Below are 20756 nucleotides of genomic sequence, written 5' to 3'. Positions count from 1 at the left end.
GTGGCCCGGTCTTACTGTCCACCCGCAGCAACGCTGCGTGGCTCCATGGGCATTTCGCGTGGAGGCCGCCCGATCACGTCGCGCAGGTCTTCAAGTTCGATGAAGTTGTCAGCCTGGCGGCGCAGCTCGTCCGAGATCATCGGCGGCTGGCTGCGGATGGTCGAAACCACCGAAACGCGCACGCCCTGACGCTGCAGACTGGCAATCAACGGGCGAAAATCCCCATCGCCTGAAAACAGCACAATATGATCGACCCGCGGTGCCAGTTCCATGGCGTCGACTGTCAGTTCGATATCCATGTTACCTTTGACTTTCCGACGCCCCATGCTGTCGGTGTATTCCTTCGCCGGTTTTGTCACCATGGTGAAGCCGTTGTAATGCAGCCAGTCAACCAAGGGGCGGATCGGGGAATACTCGTCGTTTTCCAATAGCGCCGTATAGTAAAAAGCCCGAAGCATCTTGCCGCGCCGCATAAACTCCTGGCGCAGCAATTTATAGTCGATGTCAAACCCCAGTGCTTTTGCGGCTGCATAAAGATTCGAGCCGTCGATGAACAGCGCTAGCCGTTCGTCTTTATAGAACATAAATAGGTCCTTCCGGTACAATACAGAGCGCCGTGGTGTTACGTGAGTGGGTATTTGGAAATATGCGGCGCGCTGATCTTCTATAATTAGGCCATTTCGGTCGTATCGCAAGCATGCAATTCGCCGAATATAGTGAATGGAACGTACAAATCTATGTCAAAAGCGGTTATCGCGCTGGGAGCAAATCTCAAATTGAGAGGTATTGGCCCCAAGGTGACACTTCAAAGCGCACTTGACGCGATCTTGCGTCACGGGGTGGTGATTCGTGCCGTCAGCCGTTTTTTTGAGACCCCGTGCTTCCCGGCAGGTGCCGGGCCGGACTACGTCAATGCGGCAGCTTTGATCGAATCGGACAAGACACCGACCGATTTGTTGCACCTGCTTCACCAGATTGAGCATCAGTTTGGCCGCGAAAGGGTGCAGCGATGGGGTATGCGAACGCTGGATCTGGATCTAGTCTGCTATGGTGATCTGGTTCTGCCGGATCGCACCGAATTTGACAGCTGGCTGACCCTGCCAGCACAGGAGCAGACTCAAAAGGCGCCGGACCGGCTGATTATTCCACATCCGCGCCTGCAAGATCGTGCCTTCGTCCTTGTTCCGATGGCGGACGTCGCCCCGGATTGGCGGCATCCGGTGCTGGGCCGGACGGTAACCGAAATGCTAGCAGACCTGCCCGCTGCGGATATTGCGGCGGTCACGGCTGTGTGAACGGTGCATTTGCAGCATTTCTTGCTTGTCAAGGCAGGGATTCGCCCTTAGATAGACCTCTTCCTGACATGGATTCAGTAACGGAGAGCGCCCCATGGCCCGCGTGACGGTTGAAGATTGCGTAGACAAGGTTCCTAACCGGTTTGAACTGGTGATGCTTGCCGCCCATCGTGCGCGCGAGATTTCTGCCGGCGGCCCGATCACCGTCGACCGTGACAATGACAAGAATCCCGTCGTGTCGCTGCGCGAGATTGCGGACGAAACCCAAAGTGCGGATGAACTGCGCGAGCGCCTGATCGAGGCTAACCAGACCCAGATTGAGGTCGACGAGCCGGAAGAAGATCAGATGGCTCTGTTGATGGGCGCGGAATCGGACAAACCTGCCGATGACGATATGTCGGAAGAGAAGCTGCTGCGCGCTCTGATGGAGGCTCAAGGCCAGGGGTAATCCCCAAAGATAAAGGTGCGGACCGGATGATTTCTGCAGACGACCTGATTGCGCTGGTCCGCAACTACAACCCCAAGACTAATGCTGACCGCATCGCCCGAGCATATGAGTTCGGAAAGCAGATGCATGACGGTCAGTTCCGCCATTCAGGCGAGCCCTATTTTACGCATCCTGTTGCCGTGGCCGCCATCCTGACCGAACAGCGTCTGGACGATGCGACGATCATTACGGCGTTGCTGCATGACACGATCGAAGACACCAAGGCCAACTATGGCAAAGTGTCCGAACTGTTCGGGGAAGAGGTTGCCAAGCTGGTCGATGGCGTCACCAAGCTTACGAACCTGCAACTGTCCAGCCGCGAAACCAAACAAGCAGAAAATTTCCGCAAGCTGTTCATGGCCATGTCCAAGGACCTGCGGGTCATCCTGGTCAAGCTGGCCGACCGTCTGCACAACATGCGTACAATCAAGGCAATGCGCCCGGAAAAGCAGGTGCAGAAGGCGCGCGAGACGATGGATATCTATGCGCCGCTCGCAGGTCGCATGGGTATGCAGTGGATGCGCGAAGAGCTTGAGGATCTTGCTTTCCGGGTTCTGAATTCCGAAGGCCGCCAGTCGATCATTCGCCGCTTTATTACCTTGCAACGTGAAACCGGCGACGTGATTCATCGGATCACCGGCGACATGCGGCACGAGCTGGAAAAGGCGGGCATCGAAGCCGAAGTGTTTGGTCGCGCCAAAAAGCCTTATTCGATCTGGCGTAAGATGCAGGAAAAGGATCAGGGCTTTTCGCGCCTGTCCGACATCTACGGTTTTCGCATCATTACTCGGTCCGAGGAAGATTGTTACCGGACGCTGGGTGCGATCCACCAGCGCTGGCGCGCGGTGCCGGGTCGGTTCAAGGATTATATTTCGCAGCCGAAATCGAACGGTTATCGCTCGATCCACACAACAGTTTCCGGCCGCGACGGGAAACGGGTCGAGGTTCAGATCCGCACCCGTCAGATGCATGATGTGGCAGAAACCGGCGTTGCAGCGCATTGGTCGTACCGCGACGGTGTCCGCTCGGAAAACCCATTTGCCGTTGATCCGGCCAAGTGGATTGCGAACCTGACCGAACAGTTCGACAGTGAGGAAGATCACGAAGATTTCCTCGAAGCAGTCAAACTGGAAATGTACTCGGACCAGGTGTTTTGCTTCACGCCCAAGGGCGATGTTGTCAAGCTGCCGCGCGGGGCTACGCCGATTGATTTCGCCTATGCGATCCATACGCGCATTGGACATGCCTGTGTTGGCGCCAAGGTGGACGGCATCCGTGTGCCACTGTGGACGCGGATCAAGAATGGTCAGTCGGTGGATGTAATTACCGCTGACGGCCAGACGCCTCAGGTAACGTGGCTTGAGATTGCGGTGACCGGCAAGGCCCGGACCGCCATTCGGCGTGCGCTGCGCGAGGTCGACCGCGAGCGGTTCATCAAGCTGGGCAAGGAACTTGCGCGTTCCGGTTTCGAACATGTCGGTCGAAAGGCAACCGACAAGGCGCTGGATACCGCGGCGAAACACCTGCGCCTGAAGGATCGTCACGAATTGTTAGCGCGTCTCGGCAGCGCCGAGCTGACGGCGCATGATGTGGTCAGCGCCGTTTACCCTGAACTGACCCAGGATGACGGTGATGCCATTTCTCCGCGCCGCGCGGTGATCGGTCTTGAACCCGGCCAGAAATTCGATCGCGCGCCCTGTTGTCAGCCTTTGCCCGGCGAACGCATCGTCGGCATTACCTATCGTGGCAAGGGCGTTGTGGTGCACGCAATCGATTGCGACCGCCTGTCCGAGTTCGAAAGCGAACCAGATCGCTGGGTTGATCTGCACTGGCATTCTGGCACGCACCCGGCCGTTCATGGTGCGACGCTGGACGTCACGATTGGCAATGATGCTGGGGTGCTGGGCCGCATTTGTACGTTGATAGGCGAGAAAAAGGCCAATATTTCGAACCTGGAATTCGTCGACCGCAAACCGGATTTTTACCGCCTTCTAGTCAGTGTCGAATTGCGTGACCTGGAACAGTTGCATTCGCTGATGCTGATGCTTGAGGCCGAAAGCGACGTTGCCGCGGTCGAACGCTATAGGGACAGGACCAAAACCGCAGTAGCGGCTGGCTGAGAAGGGGTGATCAGGAGTGGTATTTAAGCGCCGAGACCGACGCTCGCCTGTCCAGATCGCGTCTGAATTCGTCTATCCCCGTGGTGGATGGACGCGGGCCTTTCACTACGTCAAGCATCGTGTTCGTAGGCTGCCGGATTCCCCCGAGCGCATTGCGCGTGGCATCGGTGCAGGCGTCTTTGCCTCATTCACTCCGTTCTACGGATTGCATTTTCTGGTCGCTGCTGTGGTGGCACGCTTGCTGAACGGCAATATTCTGGCGGCACTGAGTGGAACATTCTTTGGCAACCCACTCACCTATGTGCCGATCGGTGTGGTTTGCCTGCAGACCGGGCATTTCCTGCTGGGAACCAAGTTCCACAAAGGCGACACGCATGGTCTGATGGGCAAGTTCACAGATGCAATGGGTGATCTGAAGAACAACTTTATTGCCATGTTCACCGACCGTGTCGCGGACTGGCATGGGCTCAGCATCTTCTATAACGAGGTGTTCTTTCCCTACATGATTGGCGGCGTTCTTCCGGGCATTCTGGCGGGTGTAATTTGCTCCTATCTCAGCTTGCCGCTGATCCGCACCTATCAGCAGCGCCGTCGCGACAAGATCAAGGCAAAGTTTGACGAAATCAAACGCTTGGCCGAAACTAAGCCTGCCGTTCCATTGATGAATACCCTAGGTTCAGACCAGGGCCTTAAGAAGGATTCGAGCGATGTCTGACAACCACCTGCGTCTTGGCGTAAATATCGACCACGTGGCCACGGTTCGCAACGCGCGGGGCGGGGCCTATCCTGATCCGCTGCGTGCCGCCAAGCTGGCGGAAGAGGCCGGGGCTGACGGCATTACCGCGCATCTGCGCGAAGACCGTCGCCATATCTCGGACGCTGATATCGATGGCCTGATGGAGGTCCTGTCGGTGCCGTTAAACTTTGAGATGGCCGCGACGCCCGAGATGCAGAAAATTGCCTTGCGGCATAAGCCGCATGCCGTTTGCATCGTCCCTGAAAAGCGCGAAGAACGCACCACCGAAGGCGGGCTGGAAGTCGCGCGCGAGGAAAACAAGCTGGCTCATTTTATCGCTCCGCTGCGCGATGCCGGGTGTCGTGTGTCGATCTTTATCGCTGCTGATCAGCGCCAGATCGAGGCGGCGCATCGTATCGGCGCCGAAGTGATCGAGCTGCACACCGGTGCGTATTGCGATGCCATGGCCGAAGGCCACGACGACAAAGCCAAAAGTGAGTTGGAAGCCCTGCGTGAAATGTCCGCTTTTGCCCATTCACTGGGCCTTGAGGTGCACGCGGGTCACGGCCTGACTTATGACACCGTACAACCGATCGCGGCATTCCCCGAAGTGCGCGAGCTGAATATCGGCCACTTCCTAATTGGCGAGGCGATCTTTCGCGGCCTCACGCCTGCCATGGCCGAGATGCGGCGTCTAATGGATGAGGCGCGCGGATGATCACACCCGGATTTGTTGCCATCTGGTTTGCCTGGCTGATGGCCGGTGGCTCTCCGGGGCCTGCAACAATGGGGATTGCCGGAACCGCAATGAACGAAGGTCGCCGCGCTGGCCTGGTGTTTGCTTTGGGCATTTGTGCTGGTTCTGCCGCGTGGGGCATCGCCGCCGCGCTGGGTTTATCGGCGATCATGCTGGCCAATGTCTGGGTGTTCGAGGTCATCCGCTATGTGGGGGTGGCCTATTTGGGCTGGTTGGCGATCAAGGCGCTGCGCCGGGCGATGACGTCTGATGAGGTTGCTATGGGCAACCCTGTCACCGGCTCTTTTCGCACAATCTTTGCCAAGGGCGCGGCCATTCACCTGACCAACCCTAAGGCGATCCTGAGCTGGGGGTCGATTTATGCCATCGTCACCCCGAGTGATTCCAGCCTATCGATGTTGCTGGGCTATTTCGCCACGCTTTATGCAGGATCTTTGCTGATCTTTATCGGCTACGCCTTTCTCTTCTCTTCCGAGCGTATGGTGCGCGTCTACAGCCGCGCCCGTCGCTGGTTCGACTTCGCCTTTGCCGGGTTCTTTGGAGTGGCGAGTTACAAGATTTTGACTGTGCGGCTCTCATGATCCTCGGCATCGGCACAGATCTTGCAAATATCGACCGCATTCAGGGCACATTGGACCGGTTCGGGGATCGGTTCCGCAATCGCGTCTTCACCGAAATTGAACAGAGCAAAGCGGAACGTCGCGCTGATATTGCGGGAACATACGCCAAACGCTGGGCCGCAAAGGAGGCGTGCTCTAAGGCGTTAGGCACCGGTCTGGCCATGGGCATTGCCTGGAAGGATATGTCGGTGACCAATCTGCGCACCGGTCAGCCTGTGATGCATGTCACCGGATGGGCGGCAGATCGGCTGAAAGAGATGACGCCCGAAGGGCATGAGGCCATTATCCACGTCACCCTGACCGACGATCACCCTTGGGCACAGGCATTCGTGGTGATCGAGGCGCGTCCGCTTCACGATGGCCCCGCGCAGCCTTGACTTGCCCTTAACTGACCCGCATGTAGCACCCCAACGAATAAACGACCGGAGAGCAGTATGGCCGAGGAAGCCAAAACAGGTAACGCCGTGTGGGAGACGATCAAAACCATCGTCTATGCCCTGCTGATCGCGGGCGTCTTCCGCACGATCCTGTTTCAGCCGTTCTGGATTCCGTCGGGCTCGATGAAGCCCACCTTGTTGATCGGGGATTTCCTGTTCGTCAACAAAATGTCTTACGGTTATTCCTACGCGTCCTGTCCCAGCCTGATCATCCCAAGCGTCGGTCTGAATGTTGACGCCGAAGATCTCTGTGGCTGGATGCAGAGCGATGAAAACACCCGTATCTGGGGTGGTGACCCCGAACGCGGTGACGTCATTGTTTTCCGCCACCCGGTTAGCGGCCGCGATTACATCAAACGCCTGATCGGTCTGCCCGGGGATCGCATTCAAGTGCGGGACGGTCAAATCATTCTAAACGGCACAGCCGTACAACAAGAACCTGATGGTGTATTCACCGAAGTCGCCGAACCACAAGGTTCGCAAGGTTTGCGCCCGCGCTGCGAAAACGGTCCTGTCGGCTTTGGCGGTGACTGCGAAAAATCGCGGATGATCGAAACCTTGCCAAACGGTGTGTCCTACGAAGTGCTGAACATCGGCAACCAGGCGGCTGATAATACCGGCATCTACACGGTTCCCGAAGGGCATTACTTCTTCATGGGGGACAACCGCGACAACTCCAGCGACAGCCGCGTGCCGCAATCCGCAGGTGGCGTAGGCTATGTGCCTTACGAAGACCTGATCGGGCGGGCTGATCGCATCCTGTTCTCATCCGCTGGCCGGTCGATGCTGTTCTTCTGGACATGGCGCGGGGATCGCTTCTTTAAGGCGGTCAATTGAAGCTTTCGACCGAGATAAAGGCGTTCCAGCAGCGTCTGGGGTACGAATTCTCGAACCCTGAACTGCTGGTGCGCGCACTGACTCATGGATCGGTTTCGTCCTCGACACGACCCGATAATCAGCGGTTGGAGTTTCTGGGCGATCGGGTTCTGGGTCTTGTCATGGCAACCGCCCTGCTGGAGGCCGACAAAAAAGCATCCGAAGGGCAGTTGGCCCCTCGGTTCAACGCGTTGGTCCGCAAAGAGGCCTGCGCCGATGTGGCCCGGCAAATCGATCTTGGCGTGGTGCTGAAACTGGGCCGGTCCGAGATGCTGTCAGGTGGACGCCGCAAACAGGCCCTGCTGGGTGACGCGATGGAGGCTGTAATCGCCGCAATCTATCGCGATGCCGGTTTCGAGGCTGCGCGCGACGTCATCCTGCGACTGTGGGGGGATCGTGTCCACAACGTTGAAGCGGATGCGCGGGACGCCAAAACCTCGCTACAGGAATGGGCGCAGGCGCGCGGGCAAAAACCGCCCGCTTACGTCGAGGTCAAGCGCAGCGGCCCCGACCATGCCCCGGTGTTTACCATTGCGGCCCGGTTGCAGGACGGGGCCGAGGCTCAGGCGACGGCGGGGTCGAAACGTCAGGCAGAACAAGCTGCCGCGAAAGCGCTGCTGGATCAGTTGAAATAACAAAGCTTCGCAGCCCGTTTATGTCACAATTCTCAATCTAACTTGAGGCCTATGGCGGACCTCGGGTCGCAGTCGTATCTGAAGGTCATCCACTTTGGCGCTTACTTATGAGCAATGGGTCAAAGCGAAACGAATACAATGATTTGAGGCATTCAAATGCAAAGCGCAAAACTGACCACAGTGAATATCGGCTTTCTGTTTATCGCCGGTTTTATCGCCACGATCGCCTTCGATTTCTGGGGGCAGGTTGTCAGCCCCGGCATTGGCTGGGCCAATCTGTCGCCCGAAGGGCTGGCCCAAAGCTTGCTGGCCAGTCTCGGCCTGCCCAGCAATGCCTTCCTTGGCTTCTTCGTGCATTTCTACCTAGTGGGTCTGATTGCGTACCCTCTGGGGTGGTTTCTGATCTTCAAGCCGATCTGGGTTAAGGTCCTTGGCCCCGTTCATATGTTCGCGGCCTCGGCCATCTATGGGTTTGGCCTTTGGGTTTTTGCCCTGGGTGGGATCACCACTTTGTCCGGATTGCCAACTTTCCTAAACTTCTCGGCGATCACCTGGGTCGCGTTGATCGGGCATGTTTTTTACGGGATCGTCATGGTTGCCGTTCTGCGCCTGATCGAACGTCAGAACGGATGAAATGCCTGGGGGGCGTCTTACGCGCCCCTCATACCACCCGGATAAATCCAGTCAGCCCGGTCTTTTGGTGTTCGATGACATGACAGTGGAACGCCCAGTCGCCCGGGTTGTCAGCGACCAGTGCGATCTCGACCACTTCGTCCTTTAGCAACAGCATCGTGTCGGTCATCAGTGGCGGCAGTTGGCGCAGGTTTGACCGCAGCGGTACAAAAGCCAACCCGTGCAGGTGGATCGGGTGCAAGTTAGGAGATTCATTTCGCAGCCGCAGGACATAGCTTTTGCCTATTTCCAGCGTTGCCAAAGGCCCAACACCCTGCGCCGCGTCACCGGGCCATGGATTGCGGTTGATAGACCAGAAATTATACCCCAGTGAGCCGCAAAACCCGTTGTTGGGTTCACCACCTTCGGGGGTCCAGCCAAAAACAAATTCGTGCAGCTCGGCATTGGTCAGATCGGGTTTTGCGACCGGGTTGACGGGTAGGGGGCGCAACTCTTGCAGGTCCCGCGATGCCGATGGCCCGATTGCGCGCAGCTGTGCCATGAGTTTATGCGGCTGACCGGGCAGTTTGGCCATCAGGGCAACGCTGCGCCCCTCGTCGCCGCGCATTGCAACCGCAAAATCCACACGCTGACCGGGCCCGACAAGAAGTGGCTCATCAGTGTTGGGCATCGGGATGTTAATCTCAAGCGGATGGCCATCCCAAGCGATAATCCGTGCATCGCCGCCCTCAAGATGCAGTTTGTAGATGCGCGTAGTGTCCGTATTTACGACTCGCAGTCGCACCAGACTGCCTGCGGCATGATCGTAGACAGGACCCTGCACCCAGTTGGCGGTGTGAACGTTGCCAAAGGTCCCGGCCCGTGCCGCGCCGCGCTGGGTGTAGGCGGGCAGGAACGCGCCATCTTCATCCAACCGAAAATCGCGCAGGTTGATCACCTGTTCGCTGTCAAATCCGGGGTCTTCGGGTTCTGCAATCACCATGACGCCCGTCAAGCCATGGGCCATCTGCTCCATCGTCATGCAATGCGGATGATACCAGTAGGTGCCTGCATCGGGCGGAGTGAATTCATAGTTAAAGACCTCACCTTCACCCAATGGCATTTGGGTCAGGTAAGGTACTCCGTCCATGTTGTTCGCGATCCGCATCCCATGCCAGTGTATTGCGGTGTATTCCGACAGCGTATTGCGCACGGGTAACCGCATCACTTCCCCTTGCTTGCCATACAATACCGGCGGCGGTGCGTTAGGGGACAGGCTGACCATTCCGGTCGTCACCGTATCCCGCAGGGCAAAGCTTGCTGGTTGAATGGTTAACTCCGACGTCCCCTGCGCCAACCCGAAACCGCCCAGACCCAGCGCGCCGGCAGCGGCCCCGCTGCCCAAAAGAAACTCGCGACGTTTCATGTCTTGCATCTTTTTCCGATGGTTGCCTGGCTGGATTTGGCGCGGCTTGGAATAGGCGTGCCACCGATTTTGCATGACCGCAATGCGACAAATCCCTCTGGCCCGCGCGGCCTTTCTGCTATAGGGGTGCGCACTTGCAACCAGGAACGCCAGACACATGACCACACGCGCCGGATTTATCGCCCTGATCGGAGAGCCCAACGCAGGCAAATCCACCCTGCTGAACCGCATGGTCGGGGCCAAGGTTTCGATCGTGACGCATAAGGTTCAGACGACCCGTACCCGCATTCGCGGTGTGGCAATGGAAGGCGATGCGCAGCTGGTCTTTGTAGACACACCCGGCCTGTTCAAACCGCGTCGTCGTTTGGATCGCGCCATGGTTGCCGCGGCCTGGGGCGGAGCGGCGGATGCAGATGTCGTCGTTCTAATGATCGAGGCGCATCGCGGCATCACCGAAGGGGTCGAGCGTATCCTCGAAGGTCTGGAAGAGATCGGGCAGGGCCGAAAGGTTGCGCTGGCGATCAACAAGATCGACAAGGTCCAGTCTGAGGTGCTGCTGGCCCTGACAAGTGACTTGAACGCACGCTACCCGTTTTCCGAAACCTTCATGATTTCCGCGGAAAAGGGCTATGGCGTTGACGATCTGCGCAAATGGCTGGCTGCGGAATTGCCCGAAAGCCCGTGGCTGTATCCCGAAGATCAGATCGCCGATCTGCCCTTGCGTATGATTGCGGCCGAAATGACGCGCGAGAAACTGACCCTGCGTCTGCATCAAGAACTGCCCTATCAACTGACGGTCGAGACCGAAAACTGGGAAGAGCGCAAAGACGGCTCTGCCAAGATCGACCAGATCATCTATGTCATGCGCGACGGTCACAAAGGCATCGTGCTGGGCAAAAAGGGCGAGACGATCAAGGCGGTCAGCCAAGCCGCGCGGGCCGAGTTGGAAGAGTTCCTGGACCGCAAGATACATCTGTTCTTGCAGGTCAAAGTGCGCCCGAACTGGCTCGAGGAATCCGAGCGTTACTCGGAAATGGGTCTGGATTTCAAAGACGGAAACGCATGACCCGCCTGACGGCTGATTTCTGGGTGCACGCCTATTTGGCACGGCTACGGTTTCAGGAAATCCCGGCTTTTGTCGTGGCACATGGCGACGACACAGCGGGCGCGGTGTTGGTCAAACTAAACACCTTGGATGGGCAAGCGGTGGCGTTCCAACGCAGTTTTGATCTGATGAGCGGTGAACGCAAATGGGTCGAGCTTTCCTCCGGCGCCGAAGCAGAGGTTGACGATGCCATCTCCCGGCAACGCAGTTTTGACCCCGATCTTTGGGTGATCGAGGTCGAGGACCGGCAGGGTCGGCATCTGCTGGGTGATGAGGGATTGGACTAGCCCGCCGTTCAACGGGTCTTGGTCGCTCGGACCAAAACGTCTATTTTACCCGCACTCTGTCGGCGAGGATCGCCGCACCGTTTGAATAGATAATAGGTGTATGTATTGCTGAAACACTCGCTGAAAAGCTTGAAAATCAGAGCTTGGTCATTGGATGCATCGGTTTGAAGGCTTCATGGTATTCATTGGCATTGTCGGCCCTTTTGCCACGCTGCCGCAGTTGATCAAGCTGTACTTCACGCATTCACAACACGCGACCGGCCAGTCTCTGCTGTCATTCTTATGGTTCGCCTACGGGCTGGTGGTCGGCAAGCTGACTATTTATGTGGGCAACGGTATCTCGATGGTGCTGAACATCCTGATCCACGCCGGTTTAACGTTTTGACAAACCGCCACGAAACGGTGCCAAGACGTCACCAGCCGCTACTTTTAAGCGTGATATCGTGCCCGGTGGTGGTCAATGTCTTGCCGGCGAATTGCTTTACTTTGGGTGCGAAGGCCTGAAAATAGGGTTGCGACTGCACATGAGCCAATGTCTCGGCGCTGTCCCAGCGGCCCCAGTGAACCCGGGACTTTCCGTCATCAGCGACCGCAACCTGATAGGTGAATTTTCCGGCCGCCTCGGGGTCGGCGTTGATTGCCTCGATAAATGTGCGGATGGTGGCCTCCCAATCAGCTTCGTTGCCATCGAAGGAATATGTAATGGTTATGCCTCGCATCGTGACCTCCTGTTTAACTATGTTGTTAAATAATGAGTGGCAACCCCGCTTTGTCAAGGAAACAAGTTTGATAACTTATTGACCATAGATGGGAGTTGCAGCGCAATTTCAGGTCTTTTCTGGCGGCCATCGTTTCGGTGGTGAGCAAAAACCAGTGCGCAGGGTCTGTCTTCGACTTCGCTGTCACACTCTACAATACAGTTCCCTTCAATCATTTGATCGTGTCCGACAGAATGCTATCTGAGAATGTGTCCTTGCCCCTATCGAGTTGAAAAAAGATGAAAACCTTCACTTTGGCCTGCTGTTCAACGATCCTTGTCTTGGGCATGGTGACTTCGCCCACCTTTGCGCAGCAGAGGTTGGGGTGGGTCTATCAAATCGATGGGTTGGCCGCTTATCAAAGCAACGCGGACTTGAGTGAAGGCGGGGAGTTCTCGGCCAGTCGCGCGTTTTTGCGAACCACCGCTTTGTATAATCTGAATGGTGGAACCTCGGTTGGGCTGTCAGCAAGCATCGGCAGTTTCGATTACAACTTTAGTCAGGTAGATAACCAACCGTGGGAGGACATCCGCGACATCAGAATCTCTGTTCCACTTCGATTTCGAGCCGGCAATACTGCAAGTGTTTTCGTGTCGCCGCAGGTCCGCTGGGACTACCAGAGCGGCGCTGATGCGGCGGACGGCAGAACTTATGGTGTCTTTGCTGGTATTGCCTGGAAGTTAAGCGAGAGCCTGACCATCGGCCCTGCGTTTGGAGCGTTTTCGCAGTTCGAAGACGGTGATATCGATTTTTTTCCGGCGCTTCTGGTGGATTGGGATATCAATGACCGTTGGAACCTGAATACCGGCTCGGGGATTGGCGCAACGCAGGGGCCGGGGTTGACACTCAGCTATGCGCTGAATGACACAATGACCCTCGGCCTGTCTGCTCGCTCTGAGCGCATTCGGTTTCGGCTTGACGAGGAAGGGCTGGCCCCAAACGGAATAGGCGAAGACAAAAGTATTCCAGTGGTGGTTTCCTTTGGCTACAATCCCAATCCCGGCATTTCGCTGAACGTTTTCGCAGGCGCTGAATTGGATGGGCGTCTTACACTGGATGATGCGAACGGCACGGAACTCAGCCGCCAAAACTATGAATCCGCGCCGTTGGTCGGGGTGGCCTTCAGGGCCCGGTTCTAATCCAAAAGACCAGTTGGATGCCTGCCCACTTGCGGATGTTTCCGCCTTGCGATCTGTTGCAAACCGGGGGCGAGCCTGAGACGAAAGGAGCCTGATTTGGACTGGCGCGATCACGGCATCCTTCTGACGTCTCGTCGGCATGGCGAAACGGCGGCGATTATCGAGGTCTTCACCGAAGGCCACGGTCGTCATGCAGGCGTCGTACGCGGTGGCACCAGCCGCAAAATTGCCCCCATCCTGCAGCCCGGCGCGCAAATAGATGTTTTATGGCGCGCGCGGTTGGAAGAACACCTTGGCACATTTCAGGTTGAACCTTTGCGTTCACGTGCAGCAGCGGCATTTTCGGGTCGGATGGCGTTGGCAGGATTGAACGCGTCCGTTGCGCTGTTGTCCTTTTGCCTGCCAGAGCGCGAACCGCATCCAGCGATCTACAAACAGACCGAACAGTTGTTGGATCTGCTGGGGCAGGACCAAATCTGGCCGCTGGCTTACCTGCGCTGGGAATTGGCGTTGCTTGAAGAATTGGGTTTTGGCCTGGACCTGTCGGCCTGTGCTGTGACCGGGGCGGCGGATGGGTTGGTCTATGTCTCCCCCAAGACTGGTCGAGCCGTTAGCGCCGATGTTGCTGGCGAATGGGCGGATAGGCTGTTGCCCCTGCCACCCTGTTTGCGCGGTGAGGGGCAAGCACCGGACGCTGAGATTGCCGCAGGGTTTAAAACCACCGGTTACTTTCTGGAACACCATCTTGCCCCGTCCCTGGGGCATAACCCCTTGCCGGACGCGCGGGCAAGATTTGTGGATCAGTTCACTCGGCGGCTTTGAACACCATTTCGTGCCCGTCATCATTGCGCAGTATCAGCAAGTCGCCTGATACTTCGGACTGCGTCATCGCAATCAGCGCAGCGAAATAGAAGCCTTCGGCCTCAAGCCCGGCACAGGCCGCACGTGTTGCGGTCAGGTCCATAATCTCGAACCAGGGGTAGGGCGCGTTCAGGGTGCCGCTATAGCTGTTGCAAGGGGCGTTACCCGCGATCTTGCCCTCTTCGGGGAACCGCAACATGGCGCTGGCCTCGAAAGGCTGTCCGTCGATTTCCTGCAGCACCCAAGTCTGGTCCGCGGCGCCGTAGGCGGCAACAGATTCGTCCCTGTCGCATTGAAACAGGCCAATCAAGGGCAGTGTCAGGATCAGGCGTATCATACGGGTATCTTACTGTCTTATTGGCACTGAGGGAACCGGAGAGCCAGATTAGTAGGGGATCTCACCACTGATCAGTTCCTCGCGAACGTCCAGGCGCGGCCGCCAATTGTATCTGGTGTCGTCGGTTACCTGATCCCAAAACAGTGCACCGCTGTTGCGCCATGGATCAAGGATGATGCCATCTTTCATTGTGTCTCCTTTGGCGCTGATAGCGGCAGAATGGTGGATGATCCGAAAGGCGGTTGGGGGCGACGTAGCCCAGTGCACGTCCAAAGTTCGGAAGTTTTCCTGCTGCAGGCGGCGGGTCATGGCCTGCGCCCAGTCGTTGCACAACCCCTTTTCCCGAAATCCGTTGATGACCTTGGTGTTATGGATGATCGCCGGGTCGGTGACGTTCCAATCCCGCTTCAGTTGCTGTGAGTAGGAGTAAGCGATGCTGGCGGCCCTTTGCGCTTCGGCCGGATCGACTTGCGGCCCAAGGTCTTCGATCGCCAGCGCAAGTTCGTCTGTCTCGCTCTGGCCCGCCACAGGGTGGGTTGCGGCGCAACCGCCCAGTATCAGGGCTGCGATCGTCGCCCAAAACGCAAAAAATAGTCGGGTCATTCTATCGTCACCATCCTTCGGCCCGGTCTGGGTCGCAGCGTGCCCTAAAGGGGTTTCCGCCAAAAGCAAAGGGGGAAGTTTTTTGTGCCTGACACAGAAAGGGTATCTTTCTGGTCACAGATCGAACGCCATGATTTTGAAGCCAGGGCGTTGAGAAAAGAAAATGACCCGGCACAAGACCGGGTCTAGTTGGGGAAACGGGATGCCTAATTCCGGTTAGCCCAGCAAACGCCGTGCAATAACCTGTGCCTGAATTTCGGCAGCCCCTTCAAAAATATTTAGAATGCGCGCGTCACACAGAACGCGGCTGATCTTGTATTCCAGCGCAAAACCGTTGCCGCCATGGATTTGCAGACCGTTATCCGCCGCAGCCCAGGCCACACGAGCGCCAAGCAGCTTGGCCATGCCGGCCTCAAGGTCGCAGCGGTGACCGTGATCTTTTTCCCAGGCTGAGAAATATGTCAGCTGACGGGCGATCATGACTTCGACCGCCATCATAGCCAGTTTGCCGGACACGCGGGGGAAGTTGATCAGCGACTTGCCGAACTGTTTGCGGTCCTGCGCGTATTGCATCGCGATATCCAGCGCGCTTTGGGCCACACCAATGGCGCGGGCAGCGGTTTGAATGCGCGCGCTTTCGAAGGTTTCCATCAGCTGTTTAAAGCCTTTGCCTTCTTCACCGCCCAAAAGGTTCTCGCCTTTGACCTTGAATCCGTCAAAGCCCAACTCGTATTCCTTCATCCCGCGATAACCCAGAACTTCGATCTCACCGCCGGTCATGCCGGGCGTGGGGAAGGGGTTCTCATCCGTGCCCGGCGTCTTTTCCGCGAGGAACATGGACAGGCCGCGGTGATCGGTGGTGTCCGGGTTGGTCCGCGCCAGCAGCGTCATCACATGGGTCCGTGCCGCGTGAGTGATCCAGGTTTTGTTGCCGGTGATCTCATAGTCACCGTCCGCGTTCTTGACCGCACGTGCATGCAGGCTGCCCAAGTCCGAGCCGGTGTTTGGTTCGGTGAAAACTGCGGTCGGCAGAATTTCAGCACTGGCCAGTTTTGGCAGCCAGTTGGCTTTTTGTTCTTCGGTGCCGCCTGCGATGATCAGCTCAGCCGCGATCTCGGATCGTGTACCCAATGAGCCAACGCCGATGTACCCGCGCGACAATTCCTCGGACACGACGCACATCGAGGCTTTGGACAGACCGAAGCCGCCGAATTCTTCGGGGATGGTCAGGCCAAAGACACCCATTTCCGCCAGTTCCTCGATGACTTCCATCGGGATCAGTTCGTCTTTGAGGTGCCAGTCATGAGCGTGGGGCTCGACCTTTTCGACCGCATAGCGGCGGAACTGGTCACGGATCATCTCAAGCTCTTCGTCCAGACCCGAGGCACCGAACATGGTGGCACCTGCCTGATCTTCCATCAGCTTGACCAGACGGCTGCGGGCGGCCTGAGAATTGGCCTGCGCCATCAACGTTTGAATTTCGGGGATCTGAAAACCGGAAAGCGCGTCCCAGCCAAGACCCATGTCCTGCAGGCGCACGACTTCGCCCTGGTTCATCGGAATGCCGCCCGCAACCTGGTGCAGGTATTCGCCAAAGGCGATTTGGTGCAGCAACTGTTCGATTTCACCGAACTTGCCTTCGGCCTCCAGCGCCTCGGCCCAGCGTTGCATCTGTTTCAGGGACTGAGAATATGTGGCAAGCCATGACAAGCCATGGGCGGCAGTTTGATTGGCTTCGATCAGGGCACCGGATACGCGGCCATCAGCGGAAACCATACTGCGTACCGACTCACGCGCACGCTCGAACACTGTTTCAACGGCGGGTGCGGCCGCACGGGTCAGCGTCAGAAGATCGGGCAAAATCGCAGGTGTCGTCATCTGGGTCATATCCTGTCCGTCATGGGCCATGAATCGTGTCCTTTTCTCGTGTCGTCTGGTCATATCATGCTGCACGTGCAGCGCAACAAAAATACGTATTACGTTGTGAAAAAGTTCTAATATTTCTCGAACGTTTTTGCAGTGCAGCGCCCGTCAGGAATGATATCAGGGGGCCATGACATTGTTTTCTTTACTACCTCCACAGGACCTTCTGCTGGCTCTGAGCGTTGCGTTTCTGGCTGGGTGGGTCAAAGGTATCGTCGGTTTTGCCATGCCGATGGTTATGGTTTCAGGGTTAAGTGTCTTTTTACCGCCCGAGCTGGCCATCGCGGGCCTGATCCTTCCGACACTGGTAACTAATGTCTTTCAGGCTTTGGGACAGGGTGTTTCCGCGGCCGTGTCGTCGGTCAGGGAGTTTCGCATCTTTCTAATCGTGGGCTTGGTGTTCCTTCTGGCCGGAGCCAAGCTGGTCACTTTGGTGCCGACATCGACCTTCCTGTTGATGATTGGCGTTCCGGTCACCTTCTTTGCCTTGATCCAGGTCCTGGGTGTAAAGCTGGCGCTGAAAGAGCCATCAGCCCGTGTTGAGGTTCTCATAGGGGGCGTCGCAGGATTTGTCGGTGGTATGTCCGGTATTTGGGGGCCGCCAACGGTGGCCTACCTGACGGCCCTGAACACACCGAAAGCCGTGCAAATGCGGGTGCAGGGGGTCATCTATGGGCTGGGCGCAATTGCCCTGATGGTCGCCCATATGGGATCAGGCATCCTGCGGGCCGACACCGCGCCGTTTTCGGCTGCCCTGATCGCTCCGGCGGTGATCGGGATGTGGGTGGGCATGCAGTTGCAATCGAGAATCGATCAGGCGCTGTTTCGCAAAGTGACTTTGGTTGTGCTGTTGGCCGCAGGATTGAACCTGCTGCGCCGCGGTCTGATGGGTTAAGTTCTGCGGTCCATAAACCGAAAAGTGAAGTACAGCCCCAGCATCAGGAAAAACAGTCCCGAGATATCGCCGATCAGAAAGGCGATATACTCTACCCCTGCACTGCCAAAACTCATGTTTGTCATGGTGGAGGCCAGGAACGACGTGATCACGCCGACGCCCATGACACACAGCCAGCAGGGTTTGCGATCGGGTCTGGGAAACAGATCCCAGCCCGCCCATTTGAGCAGGTAGAACACGGCCGGAACCGTTGTTACTGCGATGGTGATTGCCAACAAGCGGCTTGGCAAAAAGACATCTGTGCCGGCCAGAAATGCGAAAACAGCAAAAACACCCGGCAGCAACGCGAAAATCGCGCGCCACCCTAACAGCCACGCCGCCAGGACCCGAACCCCGTGAGGTAGGAACAGCAGGCTGGCCCGGCTTGGATATTCCGGAAAGAACACGTTTTGCAGCGGCATCAAGACCTCGAAAGTGAGGAAGGATGCAACTATGTAAGCCAGTGAGGCGAAGAAAGTGTCAGAGGCCCATCTGCGCACGATGATTAGCCATCAACACGCAGGTTGGCGGTGTCACCTGGGCGCATGTACGATATACCGCCCCCGGTTGGCATTGCCGCTTTGGGACAGATAGCCCTTTTGAACCAGAGATTTCAGCGCACGGAAAAATGTCGGGCGCGAGACGCTTTGAACAAGGGTGTGCTCGATCAAACCGAACGTACGAACTTCCTGATCGGCTTTCGACAGTTCCTCGGCCGCATAATAAATGTCACGCTCAACCGGAGAGAGTTGTTCCAGTCCAAGGGTTCGTTCCATACTCTGCATCAATTTGCGAAGTTCGGTCAGTTTCGAGATTTCCGTCATTTGCCTACCTGTTGTTTTCCTTGCCGCCTTTCGCGCTGAAGCGAAAGTTAGAAACTTGTGGAAACTGAAATTTTCCAGCATGTCTCATATTGACACCCATCCCCGATGGATTACACTAGATACTTGATTAGGTTGCTCAAATCGCGAATGTGAGTGCGCGCGCATGAGTGTCCCCAAGGTCTTTTTCTTCACGCCCGGTGCGCAAGCGCCGGGCTTTTTCGTCATAATGACACAGTGAAGTACTGCAATCTGCTGCAGCGAGCAACGAATTTGTATATGCATTGCGCATTATACAACCACAGGAAGATTACAGAGAGGTTACTCGCCTGGGCAAAAGAAAAGGGGGCGAAAAGCGCCCCCTTTGAATTCAACCGATTGCTACGGCTTTGATGTCATCATCGATAAAGGGCAGGTACTGCTCAAAGTTCTCTGCAAACATCTGCACCAGTTTTTCAGCCTGCTTGTCGAATGCGGCCTGGTCATCCCAGGTGCGTCGCGGATCCAGCAGAACTTCGGCCACGCCGGGAACGGATACCGGGACGTCAAAGCCGAAATTGGCGTCTTTGCGGAACTCGGCGTCGCGCAGCGATCCTTCCAAGGCAGCTGTCAGCAACGCGCGGGTTGCGCGGATCGGCATACGGCTGCCAACACCATAGGCACCACCGGTCCAGCCGGTGTTCACCAGCCAGCAAGTCGCACCATGCTGGGCGATCTTGTCGCGCAACAGGTTGCCATACTCTTCCGGGCGACGCGGCATGAAGGGCGCGCCAAAGCAGGTTGAGAACGTGGGCTGAGGCTCGGTGACGCCACGCTCTGTCCCCGCCACTTTCGACGTGAAGCCCGACAGGAAGTGGTACATCGCCTGCGCTGGGGTCAGCCGTGCGATCGGAGGCAGAACACCAAATGCATCACAGGTCAGCATGATGATGTTCTTAGGGTGCCCACCCAGCGCGCTGCTCGAGGCGTTCGAGATATACTCAAGCGGATAGGCGCAGCGCATGTTCGCGGTCAGCGAGTCATCCTCGAAATCCAGTTCCTTGGTTTCGGGGTCGAAGACCATGTTCTCGATCACAGTGCCGAATTTGCTGGTGGTCGCGTAGATTTCCGGCTCGGCTTCGGCGTTCAGATTGATAGTCTTGGCATAGCAACCGCCTTCGAAGTTGAAGGTGCCGCGATCCGACCAGCCATGTTCGTCATCGCCGATCAACGTGCGGGCAGGGTCTGCAGACAGGGTGGTCTTGCCGGTGCCGGACAGGCCAAAGAACACGGCGGTGTCGACCGGGTTGCCAACGGCGTGATTGGCCGAGCAATGCATCGGCATCACGCCTTTTTCAGGCAGCATGTAGTTCAGCAGGGTAAAGACCGATTTCTTGTTCTCGCCCGCGTATTCCGTACCGCCGATCAGGATCATTTTGCGGTCGAAGTTCAGCGCAATCACGGTCTCGCTGTGGCAGCCATGCTTGGCCGGGTCGGCCTGGAAACTGGGGCAGTTGATGACGGTGAAATCTGCAATGAACTCTTCCAGATCTTCGCGATCCGGACGGCGCAGCAAGTGGCGGATGAACAGGTTGTGCCATGCCAGTTCGGTGACCATGCGCACATTGATCGAATAGGCGGTATCAGCGCCGCCGACGAGATCCTGCACGAAATAATCACGGCCCTTCATATGCTCGAGCATATCGGTATACAGCGCGTCAAAACCCTCGGGGGTCATCGCGGCGTTGTTTTCCCACCAGATGGTATCCGCAACACTGTCGGTTTTGACGACGTGTTTGTCCTTGGGCGAACGACCGGTGAATTTGCCGGTGGTAACCAGAAAGGCTCCACCATTGCCAAGAGTGCCTTCGCCGCGCTTCAGCGCCTCTTCGATCAGCGCCGGTTCCATGAAGTTGTAATAGACATTGCCCAGACCCTCGATGCCCTGATCTTCGAGGCGGAATTGCGGGTTAACCCGTCCAGATGTCATGCGTTTCTTCTCCTGTGG

25 protein-coding genes are annotated in these 20756 nt (G+C 57.1%); 16 read left to right on the top strand and 9 right to left on the bottom strand.

What is annotated here, in order from left to right:
- Nucleotides 1–11: 11 nt before the first annotated feature.
- Nucleotides 12–584 carry an NYN domain-containing protein gene (locus DHN12_RS17155; RefSeq protein WP_058278950.1) on the bottom strand — a complete coding sequence of 191 codons (573 nt, stop codon included), beginning with the start codon at nucleotides 582–584 and terminating at the stop codon, nucleotides 12–14.
- A 153-nt stretch (nucleotides 585–737) separates the two neighbouring features.
- Between DHN12_RS17155 and folK the strand changes: the two genes are divergently transcribed.
- The 10 genes from folK (at nucleotide 738) to DHN12_RS17105 (ending at nucleotide 8596) form a co-directional block, all read left to right on the top strand.
- Nucleotides 738–1295 (top strand): 2-amino-4-hydroxy-6-hydroxymethyldihydropteridine diphosphokinase, encoded by a 558-nt coding sequence (gene folK, locus DHN12_RS17150; protein ID WP_108861283.1) that lies wholly within the window; start codon nucleotides 738–740, stop codon nucleotides 1293–1295.
- A 94-nt stretch (nucleotides 1296–1389) separates the two neighbouring features.
- Nucleotides 1390–1743 (top strand): DNA-directed RNA polymerase subunit omega, encoded by a 354-nt coding sequence (gene rpoZ / locus DHN12_RS17145; protein WP_010437681.1) that lies wholly within the window; start codon nucleotides 1390–1392, stop codon nucleotides 1741–1743.
- A 26-nt stretch (nucleotides 1744–1769) separates the two neighbouring features.
- Nucleotides 1770–3902, top strand: coding sequence for a bifunctional (p)ppGpp synthetase/guanosine-3',5'-bis(diphosphate) 3'-pyrophosphohydrolase (locus DHN12_RS17140; RefSeq protein WP_058278948.1), 2133 nt, complete (start codon nucleotides 1770–1772; stop codon nucleotides 3900–3902).
- Between the two features lie 16 nt (nucleotides 3903–3918).
- Nucleotides 3919–4617, top strand: a complete 699-nt coding sequence (locus tag DHN12_RS17135; RefSeq protein ID WP_108861282.1) for a DUF2062 domain-containing protein — start codon at nucleotides 3919–3921, stop codon at nucleotides 4615–4617.
- Nucleotides 4610–5356 (top strand): pyridoxine 5'-phosphate synthase, encoded by a 747-nt coding sequence (locus DHN12_RS17130; RefSeq protein WP_108861281.1) that lies wholly within the window; start codon nucleotides 4610–4612, stop codon nucleotides 5354–5356. The genes DHN12_RS17135 and DHN12_RS17130 overlap by 8 nt, the downstream gene beginning before the upstream one ends.
- Nucleotides 5353–5976, top strand: a complete 624-nt coding sequence (locus DHN12_RS17125) for a LysE family translocator (protein WP_108861280.1) — start codon at nucleotides 5353–5355, stop codon at nucleotides 5974–5976. Before DHN12_RS17130 ends, DHN12_RS17125 begins: the two co-directional genes overlap by 4 nt.
- Nucleotides 5973–6392, top strand: coding sequence for a holo-ACP synthase (gene acpS, locus DHN12_RS17120; protein WP_108861279.1), 420 nt, complete (start codon nucleotides 5973–5975; stop codon nucleotides 6390–6392). Before DHN12_RS17125 ends, acpS begins: the two co-directional genes overlap by 4 nt.
- 57 nt (nucleotides 6393–6449) lie before the next feature.
- Nucleotides 6450–7289 carry a signal peptidase I gene (gene lepB / locus DHN12_RS17115; RefSeq protein ID WP_108861278.1) on the top strand — a complete coding sequence of 280 codons (840 nt, stop codon included), beginning with the start codon at nucleotides 6450–6452 and terminating at the stop codon, nucleotides 7287–7289.
- Nucleotides 7286–7963, top strand: a complete 678-nt coding sequence (rnc, locus tag DHN12_RS17110; protein WP_058279045.1) for a ribonuclease III — start codon at nucleotides 7286–7288, stop codon at nucleotides 7961–7963. The genes lepB and rnc overlap by 4 nt, the downstream gene beginning before the upstream one ends.
- Nucleotides 7964–8119: 156 nt before the next feature.
- The gene (locus DHN12_RS17105) at nucleotides 8120–8596 is read left to right on the top strand and encodes a hypothetical protein (protein ID WP_108861277.1); all 477 of its coding nucleotides are present in this window, start codon (nucleotides 8120–8122) and stop codon (nucleotides 8594–8596) included.
- Between the two features lie 28 nt (nucleotides 8597–8624).
- Here the strand turns inward: DHN12_RS17105 and DHN12_RS17100 are convergent, their stop codons facing one another.
- Nucleotides 8625–10001 (bottom strand): multicopper oxidase family protein, encoded by a 1377-nt coding sequence (locus DHN12_RS17100; RefSeq protein ID WP_108861384.1) that lies wholly within the window; start codon nucleotides 9999–10001, stop codon nucleotides 8625–8627.
- Between the two features lie 157 nt (nucleotides 10002–10158).
- Between DHN12_RS17100 and era the strand changes: the two genes are divergently transcribed.
- The 3 genes from era (at nucleotide 10159) to DHN12_RS17085 (ending at nucleotide 11778) form a co-directional block, all read left to right on the top strand.
- Nucleotides 10159–11067 (top strand): GTPase Era, encoded by a 909-nt coding sequence (gene era, locus DHN12_RS17095; RefSeq protein ID WP_108861276.1) that lies wholly within the window; start codon nucleotides 10159–10161, stop codon nucleotides 11065–11067.
- Entirely contained in the window at nucleotides 11064–11393 is a 330-nt protein-coding gene (locus tag DHN12_RS17090) for a DUF1491 family protein (protein WP_058278940.1), read from the top strand. Before era ends, DHN12_RS17090 begins: the two co-directional genes overlap by 4 nt.
- Before the next feature lie 154 nt (nucleotides 11394–11547).
- Nucleotides 11548–11778 (top strand): hypothetical protein, encoded by a 231-nt coding sequence (locus tag DHN12_RS17085; protein WP_108861275.1) that lies wholly within the window; start codon nucleotides 11548–11550, stop codon nucleotides 11776–11778.
- Nucleotides 11779–11806: 28 nt separating this feature from the next.
- On the opposite strand, the gene DHN12_RS17080 is transcribed toward DHN12_RS17085, so the two are convergent.
- A complete protein-coding gene (locus DHN12_RS17080) occupies nucleotides 11807–12112 on the bottom strand; it encodes a hypothetical protein (RefSeq protein ID WP_108861274.1) in 306 nt (101 codons plus the stop codon).
- Between the two features lie 278 nt (nucleotides 12113–12390).
- Between DHN12_RS17080 and DHN12_RS17075 the strand changes: the two genes are divergently transcribed.
- Entirely contained in the window at nucleotides 12391–13290 is a 900-nt protein-coding gene (locus tag DHN12_RS17075; protein WP_234416679.1) for a hypothetical protein, read from the top strand.
- Nucleotides 13291–13386: 96 nt separating this feature from the next.
- Nucleotides 13387–14112, top strand: a complete 726-nt coding sequence (recO, locus tag DHN12_RS17070) for a DNA repair protein RecO (protein ID WP_108861273.1) — start codon at nucleotides 13387–13389, stop codon at nucleotides 14110–14112.
- On the opposite strand, the gene DHN12_RS17065 is transcribed toward recO, so the two are convergent.
- The 3 genes from DHN12_RS17065 to DHN12_RS17055 form a co-directional block, all read right to left on the bottom strand.
- Nucleotides 14096–14488, bottom strand: coding sequence for an META domain-containing protein (locus DHN12_RS17065; RefSeq protein WP_108861272.1), 393 nt, complete (start codon nucleotides 14486–14488; stop codon nucleotides 14096–14098). The genes recO and DHN12_RS17065 overlap by 17 nt on opposite strands.
- Before the next feature lie 48 nt (nucleotides 14489–14536).
- On the bottom strand, nucleotides 14537–15091 hold the full coding sequence (locus DHN12_RS17060; RefSeq protein ID WP_108861271.1) for a hypothetical protein: 555 nt from the start codon (nucleotides 15089–15091) through the stop codon (nucleotides 14537–14539).
- 216 nt (nucleotides 15092–15307) lie between these two features.
- Nucleotides 15308–16999: an acyl-CoA dehydrogenase family protein gene (locus DHN12_RS17055; protein ID WP_108861270.1), complete on the bottom strand. Its 1692-nt coding sequence runs from the start codon at nucleotides 16997–16999 to the stop codon at nucleotides 15308–15310.
- 145 nt (nucleotides 17000–17144) lie between these two features.
- Between DHN12_RS17055 and DHN12_RS17050 the strand changes: the two genes are divergently transcribed.
- Nucleotides 17145–17909 carry a sulfite exporter TauE/SafE family protein gene (locus DHN12_RS17050; protein ID WP_108861269.1) on the top strand — a complete coding sequence of 255 codons (765 nt, stop codon included), beginning with the start codon at nucleotides 17145–17147 and terminating at the stop codon, nucleotides 17907–17909.
- Here DHN12_RS17050 and DHN12_RS17045 read toward each other — a convergent pair.
- From DHN12_RS17045 to DHN12_RS17035, 3 genes are all read right to left on the bottom strand, one after another.
- On the bottom strand, nucleotides 17906–18370 hold the full coding sequence (locus DHN12_RS17045; protein ID WP_234416678.1) for a hypothetical protein: 465 nt from the start codon (nucleotides 18368–18370) through the stop codon (nucleotides 17906–17908). The two genes, DHN12_RS17050 and DHN12_RS17045, sit on opposite strands and share 4 nt — an antisense overlap.
- A gap of 111 nt (nucleotides 18371–18481) precedes the next feature.
- Nucleotides 18482–18772 (bottom strand): hypothetical protein, encoded by a 291-nt coding sequence (locus DHN12_RS17040; RefSeq protein WP_058273655.1) that lies wholly within the window; start codon nucleotides 18770–18772, stop codon nucleotides 18482–18484.
- Nucleotides 18773–19139: 367 nt separating this feature from the next.
- Nucleotides 19140–20738, bottom strand: coding sequence for a phosphoenolpyruvate carboxykinase (locus tag DHN12_RS17035; protein ID WP_108861268.1), 1599 nt, complete (start codon nucleotides 20736–20738; stop codon nucleotides 19140–19142).
- Nucleotides 20739–20756 lie beyond the last annotated feature (18 nt).

Source organism: Ruegeria sp. Alg231-54, assembly GCF_900143525.1.
Classification (GTDB): domain Bacteria; phylum Pseudomonadota; class Alphaproteobacteria; order Rhodobacterales; family Rhodobacteraceae; genus Ruegeria.
The sequence above is the reverse complement of the archived record's forward strand: the minus strand, read 5'-3'. Positions and strand labels throughout refer to the sequence as shown.